At 62.4% G+C, this 19030-nt stretch carries 11 protein-coding genes; 6 read left to right on the forward strand and 5 right to left on the reverse strand.

What is annotated here, in order from left to right; translation table 11 throughout:
• Positions 1-1389 precede the first annotated feature (1389 nt).
• The 3 genes from OH491_RS12130 to OH491_RS12140 all read left to right on the forward strand — a co-directional run bounded on the left by OH491_RS12130 (position 1390) and on the right by OH491_RS12140 (position 3687).
• Positions 1390-2418 carry an SAM-dependent methyltransferase gene (locus OH491_RS12130; protein WP_334319426.1) on the forward strand — a complete coding sequence of 343 codons (1029 nt, stop codon included), beginning with the start codon at positions 1390-1392 and terminating at the stop codon, positions 2416-2418.
• 67 nt (positions 2419-2485) lie between these two features.
• On the forward strand, positions 2486-3256 hold the full coding sequence (locus tag OH491_RS12135) for a TrmH family RNA methyltransferase (RefSeq protein ID WP_068771024.1): 771 nt from the start codon (positions 2486-2488) through the stop codon (positions 3254-3256).
• Positions 3257-3375: 119 nt separating this feature from the next.
• A complete protein-coding gene (locus OH491_RS12140; RefSeq protein ID WP_068771023.1) occupies positions 3376-3687 on the forward strand; it encodes a hypothetical protein in 312 nt (103 codons plus the stop codon).
• A gap of 416 nt (positions 3688-4103) precedes the next feature.
• On the opposite strand, the gene OH491_RS12145 is transcribed toward OH491_RS12140, so the two are convergent.
• From OH491_RS12145 to OH491_RS12165, 5 genes are all read right to left on the reverse strand, one after another.
• On the reverse strand, positions 4104-5768 hold the full coding sequence (locus OH491_RS12145) for a hypothetical protein (RefSeq protein WP_068771022.1): 1665 nt from the start codon (positions 5766-5768) through the stop codon (positions 4104-4106).
• Between the two features lie 249 nt (positions 5769-6017).
• Positions 6018-6224: a hypothetical protein gene (locus OH491_RS12150; RefSeq protein ID WP_145928869.1), complete on the reverse strand. Its 207-nt coding sequence runs from the start codon at positions 6222-6224 to the stop codon at positions 6018-6020.
• A gap of 231 nt (positions 6225-6455) precedes the next feature.
• A complete protein-coding gene (locus OH491_RS12155; RefSeq protein WP_145928868.1) occupies positions 6456-7460 on the reverse strand; it encodes a hypothetical protein in 1005 nt (334 codons plus the stop codon).
• Between the two features lie 89 nt (positions 7461-7549).
• On the reverse strand, positions 7550-10210 hold the full coding sequence (locus OH491_RS12160) for an autotransporter outer membrane beta-barrel domain-containing protein (protein ID WP_068771021.1): 2661 nt from the start codon (positions 10208-10210) through the stop codon (positions 7550-7552).
• A gap of 57 nt (positions 10211-10267) precedes the next feature.
• On the reverse strand, positions 10268-13483 hold the full coding sequence (locus OH491_RS12165; protein WP_068771020.1) for a TonB-dependent receptor: 3216 nt from the start codon (positions 13481-13483) through the stop codon (positions 10268-10270).
• 293 nt (positions 13484-13776) lie between these two features.
• Here OH491_RS12165 and OH491_RS12170 point away from each other — a divergent pair, with 293 nt between their 5' ends.
• The 3 genes from OH491_RS12170 to OH491_RS12180 all read left to right on the forward strand — a co-directional run bounded on the left by OH491_RS12170 (position 13777) and on the right by OH491_RS12180 (position 19029).
• Positions 13777-16860 (forward strand): sensor histidine kinase, encoded by a 3084-nt coding sequence (locus OH491_RS12170; RefSeq protein WP_334319425.1) that lies wholly within the window; start codon positions 13777-13779, stop codon positions 16858-16860.
• Entirely contained in the window at positions 16845-17480 is a 636-nt protein-coding gene (locus OH491_RS12175; protein ID WP_068771018.1) for a response regulator transcription factor, read from the forward strand. Before OH491_RS12170 ends, OH491_RS12175 begins: the two co-directional genes overlap by 16 nt.
• A gap of 292 nt (positions 17481-17772) precedes the next feature.
• On the forward strand, positions 17773-19029 hold the full coding sequence (locus OH491_RS12180; protein WP_084442300.1) for a M20 family metallopeptidase: 1257 nt from the start codon (positions 17773-17775) through the stop codon (positions 19027-19029).
• The last annotated feature ends 1 nt before the right edge of the window (position 19030 follow it).

The following is a 19030-nucleotide window of genomic DNA, read 5'->3' on the forward strand; positions in this document are numbered from 1 at the left end:
GGTTTTAGGGAAAATTGCAATGAAGACGCCGGAGCGGTCCAGTTTGAAGAGAAAAACCGCACCCGGCGATCACACCGACTGCCGCGAGCAAGTCCCCAATGACAAACCATGTTTTGGGACGTTTATTAGGAATGCGCATGATTGGAAAATTGGGGAGGGGGTGCGGTTCAAATCAAGCAGAGGACACAAGCAAGTATCAAAATTACATATAGTTACCTTCATCTCGTCAATCAGATTTCCCATTTTTTTACAATAATAGGGTTTTGTCTCTGAAATTGATCCCGTCATGTATCCAATTTTAATGACAAGATGGCGGGCCATCCTGACGACACGGCTGATGAAGCGGCGAGCCACCGCAGGGCCGACGCCCGCGAAGGCGCGCCGCGCGCTCGTCCCTCGCTTTGCGTCGCGTCCACGCGGCGGGGCGGCAAAAACCACGCGGCACGTGGAAGCAGACACGGGCGCGTCCTCGCTGCGCTCCGGGCGTCCCGCGACTGCTTTCCGGGCCGGCAACCGGCAGGCCGCGCGTCTGCCCGATGTCAGGCATGCACCGCAGGCACGCGGGGATTTTATCAGGCGAAAACAGGGTGAAACCCATGCGCCCGATGGTCGTTTGCCAAGGGCGGGAGGCTGCCCCAAACGTATTGCGCGCGGCGGAACCCCCTGAAACGCACCCGGCCATGCCTTGACCTGGCAAGCGGGGAAAGACCACACGTCGCGCCCCGTTGCTGATGATGGCGTGGCGTGCAAGGTCGTGCGCTCCTCCGTCGCGCCTCCACCTTGCACACCACACCCGATCCGCAACTATGGGGCGCGGAGGTGTGCCGGCCGCCGCCGGCAGCAAAAGCATACGGCACACGCCAGCCATGACCCGCACACGCCGACCGGCGGCACGCGACTTGCGGCATTCCACGCATGCGTCGCCAGAACAACCATTCGGGCAGGCGCGCATGGAGGAGAGGAAACACCCCCGCTCGCACCGGTACGGGAAATCCCGGAAATCCGGGCTCGCCAAACCGGGCGGATTCCCCATTATTTAATCCGAATTTAATTTCGTATTCAAATTATGGATACAAGCGAGGCGACACCTTTGCGGAAACCGCATGCCGTTGCCAAAAAGTTGCCAGAAACGGTGTTTTTTGCTTCACTTTTCCTCTCCGACCTGCCACTCTCTTCCTGTTCTAAACCACTAACCATCAAATAAGTCCGCTAATACGAGCGACTTATTCGTGAAGATAACGCAGGCATCCTTGCCTGCCATCGAAACGAAAGGCGCGAAGCGCCGCTGACTTTTTTCTTCCCAAACCAATAAATGCCGCGCTTCGCGCGATCCCCTTCGACGGCAGGCAGGATGCCTGCGCCACGCCGCCCGGCGCGCTTCCGGCTTGTATGAAATCCGGGGGCGGGCAGCTTGGCGGGATGATCGTTTGCTGCCAGCCGGGGTTTGAGTCGTTTGCCGAAAAGGAACTGCGCGCGCACGGGATTCCCGTCGCGGAACGCGGCCCGGGCTGGCTGCGGGCGGACGCGCATGCCGCGCCGCCAGAACTGTGCTTCGCGTATGCGATCCTGCCGGACGCGGTCGAAGTGGCGGGCGACTCGGTCAACGCGCTGGCGGCGCGCGCGGCCGAGGTGTTTTTCGCGTCGGCGCGCGAGGAGCGCTTCGAGCACGCATGGCCGCTGGCGGTGCGTTTTGCGGGCGGCCTCGACGGACTGGGCCGGCGGGCGGACGGCGTGGAACGCGCGTTGCTGGAGCTGGTGCGCAAGCGGATGTCGCGCGTCGCGCGGCTGGCGGAGCAGAAGGCGCCGCGCGGCATCGGGCGGGCGCGGGGCCTGTTTTTGTTCTTTGCCGATTTTGGGCGGCTGTTTGTCGCGCGCGAGTGCCTATGCGGCGGCCAGCGTCGGATGGCGGACGATCCTCTCGCGCCGTCGCGTTCGTATCTGAAGGTCGAGGAAGCCTACGGAGTGCTCGGGCGCGAGCCGGCGGAGGGGGAGACGGTGGCGGACTTGGGAGCGGCGCCGGGCGGCTGGAGCTACAGCGCGGCCAGGCGCGGCGCCCGCGTGGTGGCGGTGGACAACGGCCCGCTCAAGGGCGGCGCGCTGGGGCATCCGCTGATCGAGCATCGGCGCGAGGACGCGTTTCGTTTTCAGCCGGGGCCGGATGCTCGGTTCGACTGGCTATTCTGTGACCTCGTGGAGGAACCGCATCACGTGATGCGAGACATCGTCGAGCCCTGGCTGACGCGCGGCTGGTGCCGCCGGTTTGTGGTGATCCTGAAATTCGGCCGCGTCGATCCGGTGGCCTTGTTGCGCGAAATCACCGCGCCGGGCGGCGTGCTGGCGACGCGAACCGAGGGTCTGCGCGCGCGGCACTTGTATCATGATCGCGAGGAGTTCACGCTGGTCGGCGAGGTGCGTTGAAAAAAATGATGAATGATTTTCAACCACAGATGGACATAGATAAAGAGAGCGAAGAAGCCATACTCACATGAAACCAAAGGAGATTCCGGTTTGCGGCGAGGCCGCGGTGCGGGCGGTGTTCGACAAGAACCCGGACGCGGTGCGCCGGCTGTTTTTTGATTATCCGACATCGCGACGCTCCGCCAAGTTGTCGAGCCGCATGGCCAGGGCCCGGCGGGTTTATCGCGTGGTGGAGCCCGGCGAGCTGGCAAAAATCGCGGGCACGGTGCACCATGGCGGAATCGTGGCGATCGTGGAACAGCAGCCGTTGCGGGAAGCGACGGCGGCTGATGCGCTGGCATGGACCGGCGCGGCGGCGGGGGGAAGGCGCGCGGGCCCGGCGTTGCTGGTGCTGGACGGCGTGGGCAACGCTCACAACCTCGGGGCGATTGCCCGGACCGCGGCGTTTTTCGGAGTGCCGCGCCTAGTGATCGCGGACGACGCCCGGCAGGCGCTTCCGGGCGAGGCGGCGCACCGCGTGGCGGAAGGCGGCCTGGAGCATGTGGAGCTGTTCATCACGCGCGGGCTGCCGGAATTTTTGCGGGGAATCGCTCCGGGTTACGAAGTCATCGGCACGGCGGTGGCGGGGGCGCGCCCGCTCGCCGAGGTGTCGCGCGCGGCGGCGGTTTCGCGCCGCCCGGTGGCGCTGGTGCTGGGCAACGAGGAACACGGCCTCTCGCCCGGAGCGGCGGCGGCGTGCTCGCGGCTGGTGACGATTCCGGGCAGCGGACGGGTCGAGTCGCTGAATGTTTCCGTGGCGGCGGGGGTGCTGATATGGGAATTGCTGGCCGGGGGTTGATTGTGCCGGACTTTGCGGATACACTGGAGCCCGGTTGTCTGCGGCGGATTGCTTGATTAAAGGCTTTTACAAGAAGCTGACGGATGTTGGCACGCGGACGGCTAAATTCCGACGTGTCCATGAACTCCGAATCATTCCCAATCGAAGAATACGAGGTAGTTCGCTTTGTGTACGCCATGTCGCCGGACGGCGTGCCTGAGGCTCGTGGCGAGACCCGCGCGATCCGCCACACCATCGAGGATGCGTTTTCCAAAACAAAGGATTGCGTGCTCGATGAATGGGAGCGTCTGCGCGACCAGGCCTTGTTGAGCGGCCTGGATGGCCCGCGCGGATTTGAGGTGATCGACACCGAATACGGCTACGACCTGCTGGTCGAGGGCGAGCTGGTGGTGCGTTACCTGATTCACGTGCGCGAGGTCTCGGCGACATAGGGCATTGCAAATGACCTCCCAACCGGATCATCCGGCCTGAAATGCACCAAGTTCCGCATGCCATGTAACCCGTTGGGTTACATGGCATGCAGCGTTTTCGGTTCCTCGCTATTTTCGATGGCTGGTTTGCTTATTTAACCGCAGAGAACGCAAAGAACTCATGGAAAAACAGGATTGTTTCCTGCGCTCTTTGCGTTCTTTGCGGTTAATTTTTTGTTGCTTTCAGTCATCGAAAATAGCGACGAACCCATCAATTAGTGGAAATGAGTTTTCTGTCATTAGTGGTTAAAAACAAACCAAACATCTCCTTTCATGGCTCCGTGCTCTCCGTGCTCCGTGGTTTAATCTCAGCATCTACCGCCGTCATGACGGCAAACTTGTCCCAACCATCATGCCGGACTTCGAGTGATGATGCTCTATGGCGAAGCTCCGGCCAGCCTGGCGGCCCCGACGATGACGCTGTTATTCGAATAACGCGCGGCGGCTTTTTTCAGGAAGTCGATGACATTGGGAGGCGGTTGCGCCGGGCTGCTTGACATGACCCTGGCAAAGGTCTCGCAAACATCCTCGTCGGGAACTCCCTGGCTGAGCGCGACACTCAGCATGCCCATGATTTCAACCGTCTCGTCCATGCTCAATTTCGCGCCTTCCGGCCTGGCCGACAGCGCGTCCTGCAAACGCAATTTCGCCGCCACGATGCGCGCGCGCAAGGGCGGCCGCGGCAGTTTCATCAGCGTCTGGACAATCTTGCGCGCCCGCGCCTCCGAACCGGCCCGCTGCTCGAGCAGGGCGAGCACGGCGAGCATCTCCGGCTCCCGCTCGCCGCGCCAGTAGGCGATGCGCAGCTTGTCCAGCGCGAGGTCGGGACGCCCCAGCGCGATGAAGGCTTCCGCCTGCAAGCGCGCCGCCTCGGCCTGCGTGGCCTGGCTCACGCCGATCTCCGGCATGGGCGGAATTTTTCCCCGCAGCTCATGATGCTTATAGGCGGCGAATGTGCGTATATAAACGGACAGCTTCGAGAGCATCTTCTTTGTATCGAAACCGAACACTTCTTTGAAGAGCGCCTCGGTCAGCTCCTCCCCGGCGCTTTGCCGTTCGACCAGACTCATGAGTTTTTGCCGGTGCTTTCCGTTGTCCCCGTAGAGGCCGTAGTGCACCAGCGCCGACGCCACCTGGGTTTCCTCAAACTCAAATTCCCCGTTTTTTTTCAACATCGGCAGCAGTGACGACAAATGGATCGAAACGGGCGCCACGCGGGTGGACACGGTCGGGGGCGGCGGCACGCCGCCATCTATGAGCGTCTGCGCGTTCGTGCTGATGTCCGACCTCGTTTCCGTCGGGACGCTCACGTTGATCCGGGCAAAGGTGATGCGGGTCCGGCTGACTTCCGTGGAGGCGATCAGCCATTTCATCCCGAGCAGGAACCACGCGGGCGGGGGCCGCGAAAACGAGTTCAAGGCCAGCGCGACCTGTTCCTGGCTCACGGACGCGGCCAGTTTCTCCTCCTGCGGCCTCGAAACATCCGCGAGCGGATTTCCCGCGTTTACCCATGCGGCGACCTGGTCGCCGCGCATGGCCGCATAGACAAACCCGGCCGGCAGCGGTTTGTCCCAGTCCTCGCCGTCATCCACCCGGGTGGTTCCGTCGCCCGCCACGTCGATATGCAGGGACGTGCTGAAGCCCTGCGCGGAGCTGAGCCATTGCAGGCCGGTCGTCAGACCCGATGTGCTCACGCTGCCGGGCTGGACGCCGGTTTTTATGGGATCGCCCTCCCATGCGGCCCCATCGGGCAGCCGCCAGTCCTCGCCGGCCCCGCGACTGCCGTCGAGGATCACGACGGCGGGGCGGCGCGGCTGCATCTGCACCAGCATCGGCCACAGCAGCGTCCCGGCGAACTGGCGCAATTGGAGTTCGTTTATAAAAAGCCGCGTATTTTGTTCCGAAAGGTTTGAGAGCACATAATAGCCGGGCGCCACCAGGACACTCTTGCCGCGTTCCAGCACGAGCGCGGGAACCGACACATGCCGCCAAGTCTCCGGGATGGGCAAAATGCGGTCGGCCCGCACCTGATATGCGGGCATCTCGACGACAATGCTTGTCTCCGGCGCCGCCTGCAAGGCGCACCCGAAAACAATCCCCAAAACGGAAATCCATCGCCTCATGATTTTGTCCGGTTTTATTTGACCACGGATTGCACGGATTATCACGGATAAGAAAAAGATCTGGCAAACCGTTGATTTTATCCGTGGCCATCCATGCAACCTGTGGACAGTTTATTGGTTCGTTTTTATTGAACAGAAGGAAACAAAGGGAACAAAGAATACTTTTTATTAAATGGTTTTCTTGGTTATCTTTGTTTTCTTCTGTTCAAAATAATGGTTGGTTTGTTTTAGACGGAATTCATTGATTGAAAAGGCGAATATCCAGACGGCGGAAAGAGCGCGGGAGTAACCACTCCCGCGCTCACCCCTACTATAACCGCATGCGCAAGCATGCCCATGCAGCAAATTGGCGCCGCCTGCAAACAGCCATGACATTTTGATTGACTGATTATCTGGAGGAACGACCTCCGTGTCGTCCCTCCAAGACACGTTCCTGGTAATGCGTCCTTCAATTTATAAGTGGTATATCGGTGGTTTTTTTGAACCGCAGATGATCACAGATTCACGAGGATATTTTTATCTTTATTCGTATTTATCCGCGCCCATCTGCGGTTGTTAAAGTGTCTTTTATCAGAACATGAATGCCACACCGTCACGGATGCGTATTCACGGGACAACATACACCACAAAATCCGCCCACTGCAAGGGACTTGAGATTGACTGCGGATATTGAGTGTATATAAACGCCCAGAAACGATGGTATCCCGTTTGAGTGGGGGTATAATAAAATGTTTTCACGGCAAGATCATTACTCGCACTTGGCGCGTAGATTTCGCTTGTGTGAAGATATAAACATGAGCCGGGAAGAGGGGAATCCGGCTCGTCAAGATATATCTGCATGTCGGAAAGCCAGCCGTCCGGGCTGGCGACCGTGTATTTGAGCCTAACAGTTTTTCCTAATTTCACGGTTAATATGTTCGAGTCCGCGCTGTCATACCACATGTCATGTGTCATGGTGGTCCCGTCAGATACGTGTGCGCGTATCATGCCATAGACCTGATTAGCGGGAGGCGGGAGCGGTGACAATTCTGGTTCGTCATTAGGAGAAGGTTGAGTGGGAGGCGGCGGGGTGCCACCGCCATTACCTCCACCACCCCCGGGGACCGAAAGTCCGGTTCCGCCGCATACTTCGCATGTGATCGCCTCTATTGTGTTGTCTATTATATATCCCCAACCAAAACAGTCATCGCAGTCAATAGGCACTGGGTTTTCGATCATTACTAGCCCGTTTCCGAAACAGTATGAGCAGTCCACCTTGTAGTATTGACCGGTGTTCCAGTCCAAGAACTCCTGCTTACCAGTGCCGTCACATACGCCACAATTTTCCCATCCAGATGGTGCATCGCTATGGCCACTGCCACCGCAACTATCACAGGTGATTCTGCTGGTCGATGGCCATCTGAAACCCAAGCCGCCGCAATCTCCACAGTTCAGGCTCTGAGAGTATGATATTGCTGATAAGAAACCCAATATCAGCAACACGACAAACAGCGGGAAAACGCCGCGCTTTCCGATATGGAACTCATCCATTGATGTTTTCACGGTAACAGCTCCTTTGGCCGCTTGCGGGTTATTGGTTTTTGCTTGGGCGCTCCAATAAAGCAGCGGCATTGACCTTATTGAAGCGCCCAAGAATTGATTTAGAGCATTTTCAAATTTCCAAGCCTGCTTTTGAATACAGGCGGGGTGTTACAGGTGGGCTAGAATGCGAAGCTCACGCTGGCGCGGATGCCCATGCTTTCGTCGCAAGCGCCGTTGTATTGGGCGGTGTAGTGCACGCCCCAGCGCCATGCCTTGGAGAGCTGCCATTCGACACCGGCATCGACCCTCATGCCGTTGCCCTCGATGCCGGGCACCTTGAGCAGGTATGAGCGGCCGAGCAACTCCGCCTGGATGTCGCGCTCGCCGGTCTCGAACTCGCGCACGTAGGCCATGTGCAGGTAGGGGCGGATGAGGCCATGCGAGGACTCGAAGGCGCGGGAGAGCCGCACACCGAGACGCGCTTGCAGCGAGGTCTCGCTTTGCGACCCCACGACGAGGGGGCTATCCCAGCCGGTCTCGGTGAAGCCGTCGGCCTTCCAGTTCAGCCACTGGAGGCCGAGCACGGGCGACACGTCCACCCAAGGGTGCTTGTAGGTGTAGGCGGCGGACAGCGCCACGCCCAAGCGGGAGCCGTCGGTGTCGGACCTGGCGAGGGTGCCGAGGGTGGAGCGGATCATGGATATGTCACGGCTGGCGTCATAACTGTCGGTGCCGTAGAAGGCGGCGGCGTTAAACTGCCACGGACCGAGATTATGCCGCCCGTAGAGGCCGAGGGTAAGTCCCTTGCCCTTGGCGCTGCCGCCGTTGAGGTCGTAGTCATAGTCGGTGGTTTCATACGCGAGCCAGCCGCCGGCGACGGTGTTTTCGTTGAGCGCATAATCCGCGCCGGCAAGCACGGTGCTGGTGGCGTAGTTGGAGTAGGGCGCGTAGGCGTCGGCCTGGCGCGAGGATTCCTGCCACCAGCCTTGCAGGTAGGTCTGCACGGAGCCCTTGGCGCGTCCATAGCCGGCATCCTGCATAAGGCGGTCCTCGACGGACTGCACCATCGAATTGGTGCGAAGCACGGCGGAGGGGAACCATGCCTGGTGGACGACGGGGGTGAGCTGGTCCATGGCCTGCTTGACATAGACGACGGAGGGCAGGGCGTCGAACATCGTGTAAAGCCTGTCCGCTATGACTTTGTCCGCGCTGCTGCCGGAGGCCCAGTGGATGCCGTCGATGATAGAGGCGATGGTCCCGTAGTTGCCCACCATAGTGGGGTGCTCGGCGAAGGTTTCGTAGCCGACGAGGATAATATCAAGATAGTCGGAACCGAGCACGTAGGAGGCCTGCTGTCTGAGTTTTTGCGGGAGGGATGATGATGCGAAGTCGCCCGTGATGCTGCCGCCGTTTACTTCGACCACGCGGAAGGTCTGGGTGCCGGACACGATGGGGACGGTGCTGGTCGTCCAAGCGGCGGCGAGATTGGCGTCGCCGAGCACCATGTCACCGTTTATCTTGATTTTGTCGGCGATGCCGTAGTCCACCAAATCAATGCTGAGAGAGCCCTTGGTGATGGTGAGGGTGCCCGTGATGGTGAGGGTGCCGGCGGCGGTCTTGTCGCCGCCGGTGATGTTCGAGGCGTTTTGGAGGGTCACGTTGCCATAGATGTTGCCTATGCCGCCGACCCAGGAACCGCCGGTATCGCCCAGAATGGGGCCGCGGTGGTAGCCGTCCACGACATAGCCGCCATTGGCGCCGCGGAGGCGCATGTTGCCGGGGTGGATCACCGTGCCGGTGGTGGTGACGCGGGTGATGCCCGTGCCCCATTTTTCCGATTGCAGGGCGGTCGCGATGTTGGTCGCCGAGATATGGAGCATGGCATCGGTGATGCCCTCGGGCAGCTCGTAGCCGTCGCCATTGGAGTAACGGGCGCGCCACGCCGCTTCCGCGGTCGCCCAGTCGTCCTGAATGAGGAGGCCCTCCCATTTTTCCTCCCTGCCGGTGCCGACGCCCTGGCTGAGGGTGCCGCGGTGAAAGCCGAGGTAAACCGTGGCGTCCTGGCCAATGTTAAAGCCGCCGACGAGCGCGGTGCCCGCCAAGGTGACGGAGCCGGGGTCGGCGGCGGTGCCGGTGGCGATGGTGAAGTAGTCGTCCATCGTGCGGAAATCGAGCACGGCGTTGCCGGTCATGTTGAGGAAGGCGTAGGTGAGGCCGGAGGTGCTCTTCGCCGGGAGCGGGGTCCTGATGGTGCCCGAGGAGCCGGTGGTCAGGATCGGCGTGGTGCCGGAGTTTGCATTATAGCCCTCAAAGGCATCCGGGGAGAACGTGAGGCGGGTGTTGTTCCCCATGTTAATGGTGAAATTATGCCGGTAGGAACTGTTGCCCACGCTGGTGCCATCGCCATTGTTATCAGCATTAGTAGCGCCACCCTCGGAGAACGGGTGCGTGCCGCGCCCGGTGATATTGAGGGTGAGCGTGCCGGAACCGGCGCTTTTGAGGTTGAGCTCGTAGGTGTAGTTCGAGCCGGCGCGGATGGAATAGATGTCCACCTGCCGGTCGGTCGCGCCGGTGATCGCCATGTCGATTGTCTTGTTGGCAGGCAGCGGCATCAGGCGGATGTCGTGCTGACCGTCGCCGGGAGCGCCACCGTCCCAATTCTGGTTGTCGAAGAAATCGCTGGTGATGCCTTTCCAACTGGACGTGCCGGTGAGCACGGCCTGCGTAGGCGTGGGCAGGCCGCCAGGCCCCCCGTATTGGGCCATGGAAACGGCAGCGGTCATGACCGCTGCGAGCACCGCAAGGGTGGGACGGATGATGTTTTTGATGTTGAAATTCATGATGTTAAATCTCCTTGGTGACTTGTCTGGTTGTTGTCGTGAGATTTGAGGCGCGCGTTAAAAATCGGCGCGGACACCGACGTTTACCACCATGCCGGCCTCATAGTAGCCGGCGGTGCGGTCGAAAATGGTGCGCTCGTCGGGCACGTCGTTGAAGTTGCGCCAGTCGAAGTAAGCCTGCCAGTGGCGGCTGAGCTTGTAGTTCATGCTGAAGTCGAGGCGGATGTTCTCGGCGTAACGGGTCTCGGCCAAGGTGGTGCTATCGACGCTACGCGCGTAATCGTCCGTCCACATGGCTGTGACCGACGCGCCGAATTTGCTGCCCTTGTAGGAGAGGGCGGCGGTGCCGAAGCGCCGCTTGATGTCGTTGAGCGGAACATCCTTCCATTCTGGCGGACGGCTGTTGAATTCCTCGGCAGCTTCATCGTCTATGGAGGTGGCGGCGGAAGCGCGCCAAGGATACTTGGCCTTCGGGTCGCAAATGGAAATGGAAGCGTAGAACTCGACACGGTCGAGCCAGCTCGCGATGAAACCGAGGCGCTGCTGGTAGCTGAGCTCGACGCCGTAGTTGCGTCCGTCGCCGACGTTTTCGTTCTGGCTCACTTTCCAGAGTTCCGTCATCTCCGCGCCCTCCTCGGAGGAAAAGGTGTAGGGCTCGTAGTGATCGGTGCTCATGATGTAATTTTTGTAGGGTTGATAGAAGACGGAGACCGTGGCGGAACCGTATTTCTTGAAGTAATACTCCAAGCGCGCCTGATAGAGATTGTAGGTCTGGGGGACGAGATCGGGGTTGGGGCGGCGGATCAGCTTGAAGGAGGGAACGATGTCATCATTCCCGATCCAGACCACGTCCTCCAAGCGCGGGCGCCCGATGCCGGTGGTGAAGGAGGCGCGGGCGATGAGGTTGGGCGTGATGTCATACTTGAGCTGGAGGTTGGGGAAGATCTTGTCGTAGTTGTAGTCGCGCGTTGCCGCCCTGTATTGCAGCTCGGCGAGTTCGTAGGGGCGCTCGATGTCCCAGCGGTAGTATTGGCCGCCCGGGGTCACGACATCGAACCTGCCGCCCGCCCCGTAGGGATCCTCGGCGCTTCTTTCGGCCCTCAAGTAGATGTTGCCCCAGCCCGTGAGCCAGGTGGCCTCGTAGCGGACGCCGGCGAGGACGGTGAGGTTGGAGACGTTGGCGGTAGCCATGATGTAGCCAGCGAACACACGCTCCCGCGCCTGCTTGTCGCCGCTCTTTTCGCGACCGAACTCGGACTCGGGGAGATAATTGCCCTTGTTGCCGAATTCGACCCTGCGGTCGTAAAACTGTCCGGGATTGGCGCGGAAATAGTCATACACCGAGTAGGGCGAGATCCATTGGGGGACGGCCAAATCGAAGCCTCTCCATGTGTTTCCATAAGTGGTGTCGGCAAACTGCTGGACTGTGGGCTCGGCGGCGGTGCCGAACGCCGACTGAGCGGAGTCGCCGGTGAGCCTGATTTCCTTCCAATACCTCTTGGTATCGCGCTTTTGCTGGTTGAAACTGGCTCCGGTCTTGATTTTCACGGGAAAGCTCGTCGTGCCGGCCCTGTTGGAGACGGTGAGGGGGAAGGAAACGTTAAACTTGGCCCCCATCTGGTCGTCGCTGCCATAGTTAAAGTCCTGCCAGATACCCAGATTTTTATACTTGGAGACGTCGAGATAGGTCTGCTCGGGCAGATTGTCGATGCTGCCGCTGGTGCCGGTCTGATAGATTTTACCGTCGGCCTGGCCGGAGACGCCATACACCGACAGGTTGATGCCGTTCTGGAGGGTCCGGACTTCAAAGTTTTCACTGGGGTCGCGGTCGGACTTGGACTGCGAGACGTAGGCGTCGTAGTCGATCTCGAAACGTCCGAATTTATGCTGGGCACCGATGGCGACGTTCCAGAGCTTGGTGTTCTCGTTTTCGAGCTTGGAATACGCCCGCGCGGTCGAGTTCATGCCGACGATCTGCTCAAAGTTAGATGCCGGGTGAGTGTTCGAACCGCTCACTACTGCGCCGAGGTGCGTGCCGGCCTCGACCTGGAAAGCGTGCGAATACTGGCCGATGCCGACGTCCTGCGTGTAGCCGGTGCGAAGGAAGACGGAGGTGTTGTCCGAGAGCTTCCAGTCGAGGTTGATGTTGAGGTTGCGGCGCTCGGTGGCGGCGCCTACTTCCGTCCACCTCACGTTGCCGACGGTGCCGTCTGATGACTTTGAGGCGATGCCGTTTTCCTCTGCGGTAAGATTGAACGAGTAGGGCACGTTGTAGTTGTTATTCTGGCGATATTTTTGGAAGAAATTGGCGACGATGGAGACGCCGATGGGACGGACGGAGCCGAACGCCTCGGTGTATTGAAACATGAAGCCGGGCTTGATCTTGCGGTCGGGCGTGCGATTGCCGCCGGGAGTCTTTTCGACATCAAACGCGGAAGTGTTGATGCTGAGGTTGCCGTCGATGCGGACGCGGCGTCCTTTCTGGGCAAAGGCGTTTTTGGTCTTGAAATTGACCGAGCCGCCCATGCTGTTCGCCGACTGGTCGGGCGTGGGGGCAAAATTCACCTCGATGGTCTCGATGTTCTGCACCGCGAAGGATTTGAGATCAAGGGCGCGGCTGGTGCCGCCGCCGCCGGAGGCGATGGGATTGCCGTCGAGCGTGATGCTCGCCATCTGCGGATCCATGCCACGGATGCGAATCTGGGTGGGATCCTCGCCGCCGTTGTAGTCGATGGCGACGCCGGGGAGTTTTTTCATGAGCTCGCCGACGTTGCCGTCCACCATGTTGCCGAAGGCGTCGGCAGCGACGATGTTTTTCATGGTGCTGGCGAAGCGCTGGTCCTGCAGTGCCTTGGCCGCTCCCTCGCGCTCGCTGGAGACAGTGAACGCCTCCAGGTGATACACGTTGGAGGTCAGGCCGAAATCCGCCGTCGCGGTCTGCCCGGCGGCGACCGTTACGGGGGTCGTGGCGCTATCAAGGTCGGTGTAGGCGGCGCGCACGGTGTAGTCGCCCGGCGCGAGGCTGGCGATGCGGTAGGCGCCGAGGTCGTCGGTAAGCGCCCTGAGATCGGTGCCGTCCACAGTGACGACGGCGTTGGCCAGATACCGACCCGTGGCCTGATTCATCACCCGCCCGGTGATAACACCCGTATCCTGCTGGGCGGGCGCGGAGAGCGGGAGGAAAACAAGCGCGAATAAAACGGCAAAATGATACAGAAGTGTGAATTTATTAAACGGCGATGCCGGCGTATTGAACTTTGTTGGTTTATGCATGGTGTGCAGGTTGTGGACTGATTGGGTTGGAGTAATGGGAAATCAGACGGGGTGGCTGCGGGGATAAAGGGGCCGGCTTTTAAAAGCGAAGTGGAATGGGAGGAGGGTAACGGGAAACGACTATATAAAAACGACTATATAAAATTACCAAATGGCGAGGGGCACCCGCCTCCCCAGTTTTGGGGATTTTTTCGCCATTGAGTTTCCGTTTTGCGCTCCCGATTTATTGATATGAAATGCCGCCCCGCCCTGCATCATCTTGTCCGCCTTCCGCGCCGAACCACGGGAATACCGTGAGGAGCGCGACAGCGACCGGGAGCGCCGTCGCACGGGCGGGCCGCCCGTGGGTTTTGTTTTTGCTTTTGCTCGCCGCCGGGATGCCGCCCTGCCCGTCCGTCCGCGCGGATGACGAACCGGCGCGGGCCGACGGGCAATACCTCGCCCGCGAATGGCTCACCGACGACGGGCTGCCGCACAACGCCGTCAACGCCGTGGTGCGCGACTCCAAGGGTTTCCTGTGGCTCGGCACGATGGGCGGACTGGCGCGCTTTGACGGGAGCAACTTTGTAGAGTTTCCGCTGCCCGCCGACATGACAGCGGACGGCTTCAACATTCGCGCGCTGGCCGTGGACGACGACGACTCGCTGCTCATGATCACGGCAAACAACCAGGTCGTGCGCCTGCGCGACGGCGAGTTCAACCTGCATCCTGTCAACGCCACGCTCCCGCGAGGCAGCCTGCTCGACCTCGGCGTGGGCGCTAACCGCTCGCTCTGGATCGGCCTCGCCTCCCCCGCGGCCATCGTCCGCTGGCACAACGGCGTGACCACGGTGTTTGGCGCGAACGTCGGCGTCAAACGCCGCTCGGGACGCTTCATGTTCGTGCGCGGGAAAAACGGCGCGACCTGGATGGCGGGCGGGGATTTTCTCGCGTGGCACGACGAGGACGGGTTGCACCGGCACACCGGCCGCGCGGGGCGCTCGCTCTTCATCGCGCCGTCGCGCTCGGGCGGACTGTGGATCGCCGCCCGCGAGCACCTGGCGCGGCTGGAAAACGGCAACTGGCGCGTCGTGCTCTCCGGCCAGGGCTGGCCCGCCGCGCAGATCGGCATCCAGGACATGTTCGAAGACACCACCGGCGCGCTCTGGATCGCCACGCGGCGCGACGGTGTCTTCCGCCTCGTGGACGGCACGCTGGAGACCGTGCTCGTGCCGGTGCGGCGCGAGCGCGTGCTCTCCATCATGGACGACATCGAGGGCAACATCTGGCTGGGCATGAACGGCGGCGGCCTCGTGCGCCTGAAACCAAAACACCACGTGCTGCTCAACCAGTCCGCCGGGCTGCCGCAGGAGATAAGCTCCTCGGTCTGCGAGGATGACACCGGCGCGCTCTGGTGCGCGAACCAGGCCGGCGGCCTTGTGCGGGTGAAGGACGGCCGGGTGGACATCGCCGCCACCGTTCCCGTCGAGCGCAATTTTTACGCCAACAATGTCTGCGTGGACCGGCCGGCGGGCCGGGTCTGGGTCGGCACGATCAGCGGGCTTTATTCGACGCCGGTGAACGGCCCGTGGGTCCTGCGGCGCGAAGCCTGCGAGGGGTGCAACGTGCAGACACTGTTCCTCGCGGGCAACGGCGACCTGTGGCTGAGCTGGAACAGCGCCCGCCTCGGCGTGCTCCGCGACGGCGTGCTGCGCGAGTTCACCGCCGACGACGGCTTTCCGGGCTCGCGGGTCGCCTCCATCGGGGAGCGCGCGGGCGGCGAAATCTGGGTCGGCCTGGAAAACGGCGCCCTGTTCCGCCTGGCCGGCGGCAAACTCGTGGAGGAGCCCATCCCGCCCGCGGCGCGTTTTGCCCGGCTGCACGCGCTGCTCACCGACGCGGAAAACCGGCTCTGGATCGGCACCAGCAACGGCCTGCTCCTGTGGCGCGGCGCGCGCTCGCGGCTCTTCACGCGCGCCGACGGGCTGCCCGACGACATCATCAACCAGATCGTCATCGACGACAACAGCCGCCTGTGGGCCAGCAGCCGCCGCGGCATCTTTCACCTGCCGCTCGCGCAGCTCACCGCCGCCGCGGACGCGCCGGGCCGCGCGCTCACGCCCGTGCTGCTCGGCCGCGACGACGACCTCGACGGCGTGGCGGGCTTTCTCGGCGCCCAGCCGATGGCCTGGAAAGGCCGCGACGGGCGCGTGTGGATGGTCACCTACCGCGGCGTCGCCGGTCTCGACCCCATCGGCCCCGTGGAAAAACGCGCCCCCCTCCCCGTGCATATCGACCGCGCGACGGTGGACGGTGTCGCGATGAAGCTGGCGCCCGGCGAAGAACTGCGCACCGGCGCGCAACCCAGGCAGCTCGAACTCGAGTTCGCCGCCCTCAATTTTTCCACGCCCGACCGCACGCGCATGCGCCGCATGCTGGAAGGCTTCGACGTGGGCTGGGTGGATGCCGGCCGCGAGCGCTTCTGCGTCTATCCGCATCTGCCGCCCGGGCGCTATGTGTTTCGCGTGGAGGCATCCGACGGCGAAAACCGCTGGGCGGACGGGCAGGCGTCGCTCGCCATCGTCGTGCCGCCCGCGTGGTGGCAGACCTGGTGGACGCGCGCGGGCTTCCTGCTGGTGTTTGCCGCGCTCGTGGCGCTGCTCGCCCGCGCCGGCTCCAATCATCTCCTCAAGCGCAAACTCAAGCGCCTCCAGCAGGAAAACGCCCTCGAGCGCGAACGCGCCCGCATCGCCCGCGACCTCCACGACGACCTCGGCGGCCGCATGACCCGCATCGGCTTCGTCGCCGACCGCCTGCATCGCAAGGTGGAGGACCCCGAGCAAAAGGAACAACTCGGGCGCCTCGCCGCCCAGTCGCGCTACCTGATCGAGGACCTCGAAGGCATCATTTGGACTGTAAACCCGCAAAATGATTCCTGGCAGCGGCTGGCCGCGTATATCTCCCGCTACGCCCACAGTCATCTCCGTGACACCGGAATCCTCTGCACGGTGGATGGCGCCAGCGACATACCCGACCAACCGATTTCGCCCGATGTCCGGCATCACCTGCTCGCCATCGCGAAAGAGGCCCTCAACAACATGCTCAAGCACTCGCAAGCCAGCCGCGCCAGCCTCAGCCTCGCCGCTGAAGGCGGCATTTTCCGCATGCGTCTCCACGACGACGGACGCGGATTCGACAGCGCGGCGGCGGAGAGGGACGACGGGAATGGCCTGGTCAACATGCGCGCGCGCATGGCCGAGGTCGGCGGGCGCATCGACATCATGAGCCGGCCCGGCGAGGGGACGGACATCGTCGTCGATGTTCCGATGCAATATCGTCCGCCCCCGGTCCGGCAGGCGGCGGGCAAGCCGCACCCGCCCCGATGCCCATCTCCGTAGCCATTGTCGAAGACAACTCCGATCTCGCCGAGGAAATCACCCAGATCATCACCGACGCCCCCGACCTCCAGCTCGCCTGCTGCTGCCGCAACGTGCGCGCCGCGCTGTCCCGCATCCCCGCCGCCGAGCCCGATGTCGTCATCATGGACATCAACCTCCCCGACGGCTCCGGCATCGAGGCCACCGCCCGGCTGAAGCAGCAACTCCCGCGCACCGAGGTGATGATCTTCACCATCTACGAGGACAGCGACGAAATTTTCCATGCGCTCGAGGCCGGGGCCAGCGGCTACCTGCTCAAGCGCGCCCCGACCGACGAACTCCTCCGCTCCATCCGCGACATCATGGACGGCAACGTCCCCATGACCAGCGAAGTCGCGCGCAAAGTCATCCAGTCCTTCCAGAAAAAGCGCATGGGCTCGCAGGTCGTCAACGCGACCGCGGACCGGCTCACCCCGCGCGAGACCGACATCCTCGAGCTGCTGGCGAAGGGTTTTCCGTCAAAGGAAATCGCCAGCCTGCGCTGCATCAGCGTGCAGACGGTGAACAGCCACCTGAAGAACATCTACGACAAGCTCCACGTCCACTCCCGCACCGAGGCGGTGATAAAGTATCTCGGGTGACAGGCCGGAGGAGGGCGAATCGTTCTCTTCCCCTTGGCGCGGGAGCGCCCCGTAGCGCAGGCATCCCTGCCTGCCGTCGTTATTTTCTCGCGCGAAGCGCGGCATTTATTGGTTTCGTTTAGGAAGAAAAAAATCAGCGGCGCTACGCGCCTTTCTGTTTCGACGGCAGGCAGGATGCCTGCGCTACGCCACGGATGAGCCGCCCCGGATTCATCACCCCGCCACGTCATTTCGCCGGCCTCGGCATTCTTCCGGGCTGTTTCCGCGCTTTTATTTTTGCCCGGGGTGCGTCATGTTGCCGCGTATGACGCCTTCGGATTACATTGATGCGCATTCGGATGAAATCACCGCCTTGCTTCGCGATCTCGTGCGCATCCCGACCGTCAACCCGCCGGGCGAAAATTACGCCGTCATCACCGCGCTGCTCGCCCGCGAGATGACGGCGGGCGGCCTGAAAACGCGCCGTCTGGCGGTGCCGCGCGCGCTCCTCAAAAAAACGCTGCCGCCCGCGCAGCACGCCTTTCCGCGCTACAACCTCCTCGGCACCCGGCGCGCGCGCGGCGCGAAAAAGACCATCCATTTCAACGCCCACTACGACGTCGTGCCCGCGCCGCCGGACGGCTGGCGGCACGGCGGACCCTTCAGCGGCGCGCTCGCGGGCGGCAGCGTGCACGGGCGCGGCGCCGCCGACATGAAGGGCTCGATGGCAAGCCTGCTCGCGGCGCTGCGCGCGCTCCGCGCCGCCGGCGTGGAGCCGCGCATGAACATCGAAGTGTCGTTCACCGCCGACGAGGAAACCGACTCGGCGCTCGGCGCGGAATGGCTCGTCCGGCACGCGCCCATCCGCCCCGATTACGTGATCGTGATGGAGGGCGGCGAGCGCGGCGAAGTATGCTGCGGACACAATGGCGTCGTGTGGCTGCTGGTCACCGTGCACGGGCGCGCCGCCCACGGCTCGCGCCCCGAGCTCGGCGTCAACGCGCTCGAGAAAATGTCCGCGCTCGTGCTCGCGCTCGACGAGCACAAGGCCGCGCTCGCCCGCCGGCGTTTCACCACGCCGCAGGGCCGCGTGATGACGCCCACGCTCAACCTCGGCGGCGTGTTCGCCCAGGGGCCGGGCGGAAAGATCAACACCGTGCCGGACTCGGCCTCGTTTTCCATCGACCGGCGCGTGCTCGCCATCGAAACGGTGGCCGCGGCGGAACGCGAGCTGCGGGCCTTCCTGCGCGCGGCGGCGCGGCGCATCCCGGGCTGCCGGATAAGCGTGGAAAAGGTCTCGCACAACCATCCGTGCTTCAGCGAGCCCGCCCATCCGTTTTTCGGGGCGATGGCCCGCGCGGTGGCGCGCGTGCGCGGGCGGCCGGCGAGATTCTCGGTTTCGACCGGATTCAACGACATGCACTTCTTTGCCCATCACTTGAAAATCCCGACCCTCGGCTACGGCCCCGGCGGGGAAAAATGCCACGCGGTGGACGAGCACGCGCCGGTGCGCGAGCTGGTTTCGTGCGCGAAAATCTACGCGCGGCTGCTGGCGGAATTCGAGGGTTGAG

Source organism: Termitidicoccus mucosus (genome assembly GCF_038725785.1).
In the GTDB taxonomy this organism is placed as follows: Bacteria; Verrucomicrobiota; Verrucomicrobiia; order Opitutales; family Opitutaceae; genus Termitidicoccus; species Termitidicoccus mucosus.

Coding starts and splice junctions, on each gene's coding strand:
- OH491_RS12130 (WP_334319426.1), top strand. CDS start 1,390: ATGAAATCCGGGGGCGGGCAGCTTGGCGGGATGATCGTTTGCTGCCAG.
- OH491_RS12165 (WP_068771020.1), bottom strand. CDS start 13,483: ATGCATAAACCAACAAAGTTCAATACGCCGGCATCGCCGTTTAATAAA.
- OH491_RS12180 (WP_084442300.1), top strand. CDS start 17,773: ATGTTGCCGCGTATGACGCCTTCGGATTACATTGATGCGCATTCGGAT.
- OH491_RS12175 (WP_068771018.1), top strand. CDS start 16,845: ATGCCCATCTCCGTAGCCATTGTCGAAGACAACTCCGATCTCGCCGAG.
- OH491_RS12135 (WP_068771024.1), top strand. CDS start 2,486: ATGAAACCAAAGGAGATTCCGGTTTGCGGCGAGGCCGCGGTGCGGGCG.
- OH491_RS12145 (WP_068771022.1), bottom strand. CDS start 5,768: ATGCCCGCATATCAGGTGCGGGCCGACCGCATTTTGCCCATCCCGGAG.
- OH491_RS12160 (WP_068771021.1), bottom strand. CDS start 10,210: ATGAATTTCAACATCAAAAACATCATCCGTCCCACCCTTGCGGTGCTC.
- OH491_RS12140 (WP_068771023.1), top strand. CDS start 3,376: ATGAACTCCGAATCATTCCCAATCGAAGAATACGAGGTAGTTCGCTTT.
- OH491_RS12155 (WP_145928868.1), bottom strand. CDS start 7,460: ATGCCGCTGCTTTATTGGAGCGCCCAAGCAAAAACCAATAACCCGCAA.
- OH491_RS12150 (WP_145928869.1), bottom strand. CDS start 6,224: ATGTCATGGCTGTTTGCAGGCGGCGCCAATTTGCTGCATGGGCATGCT.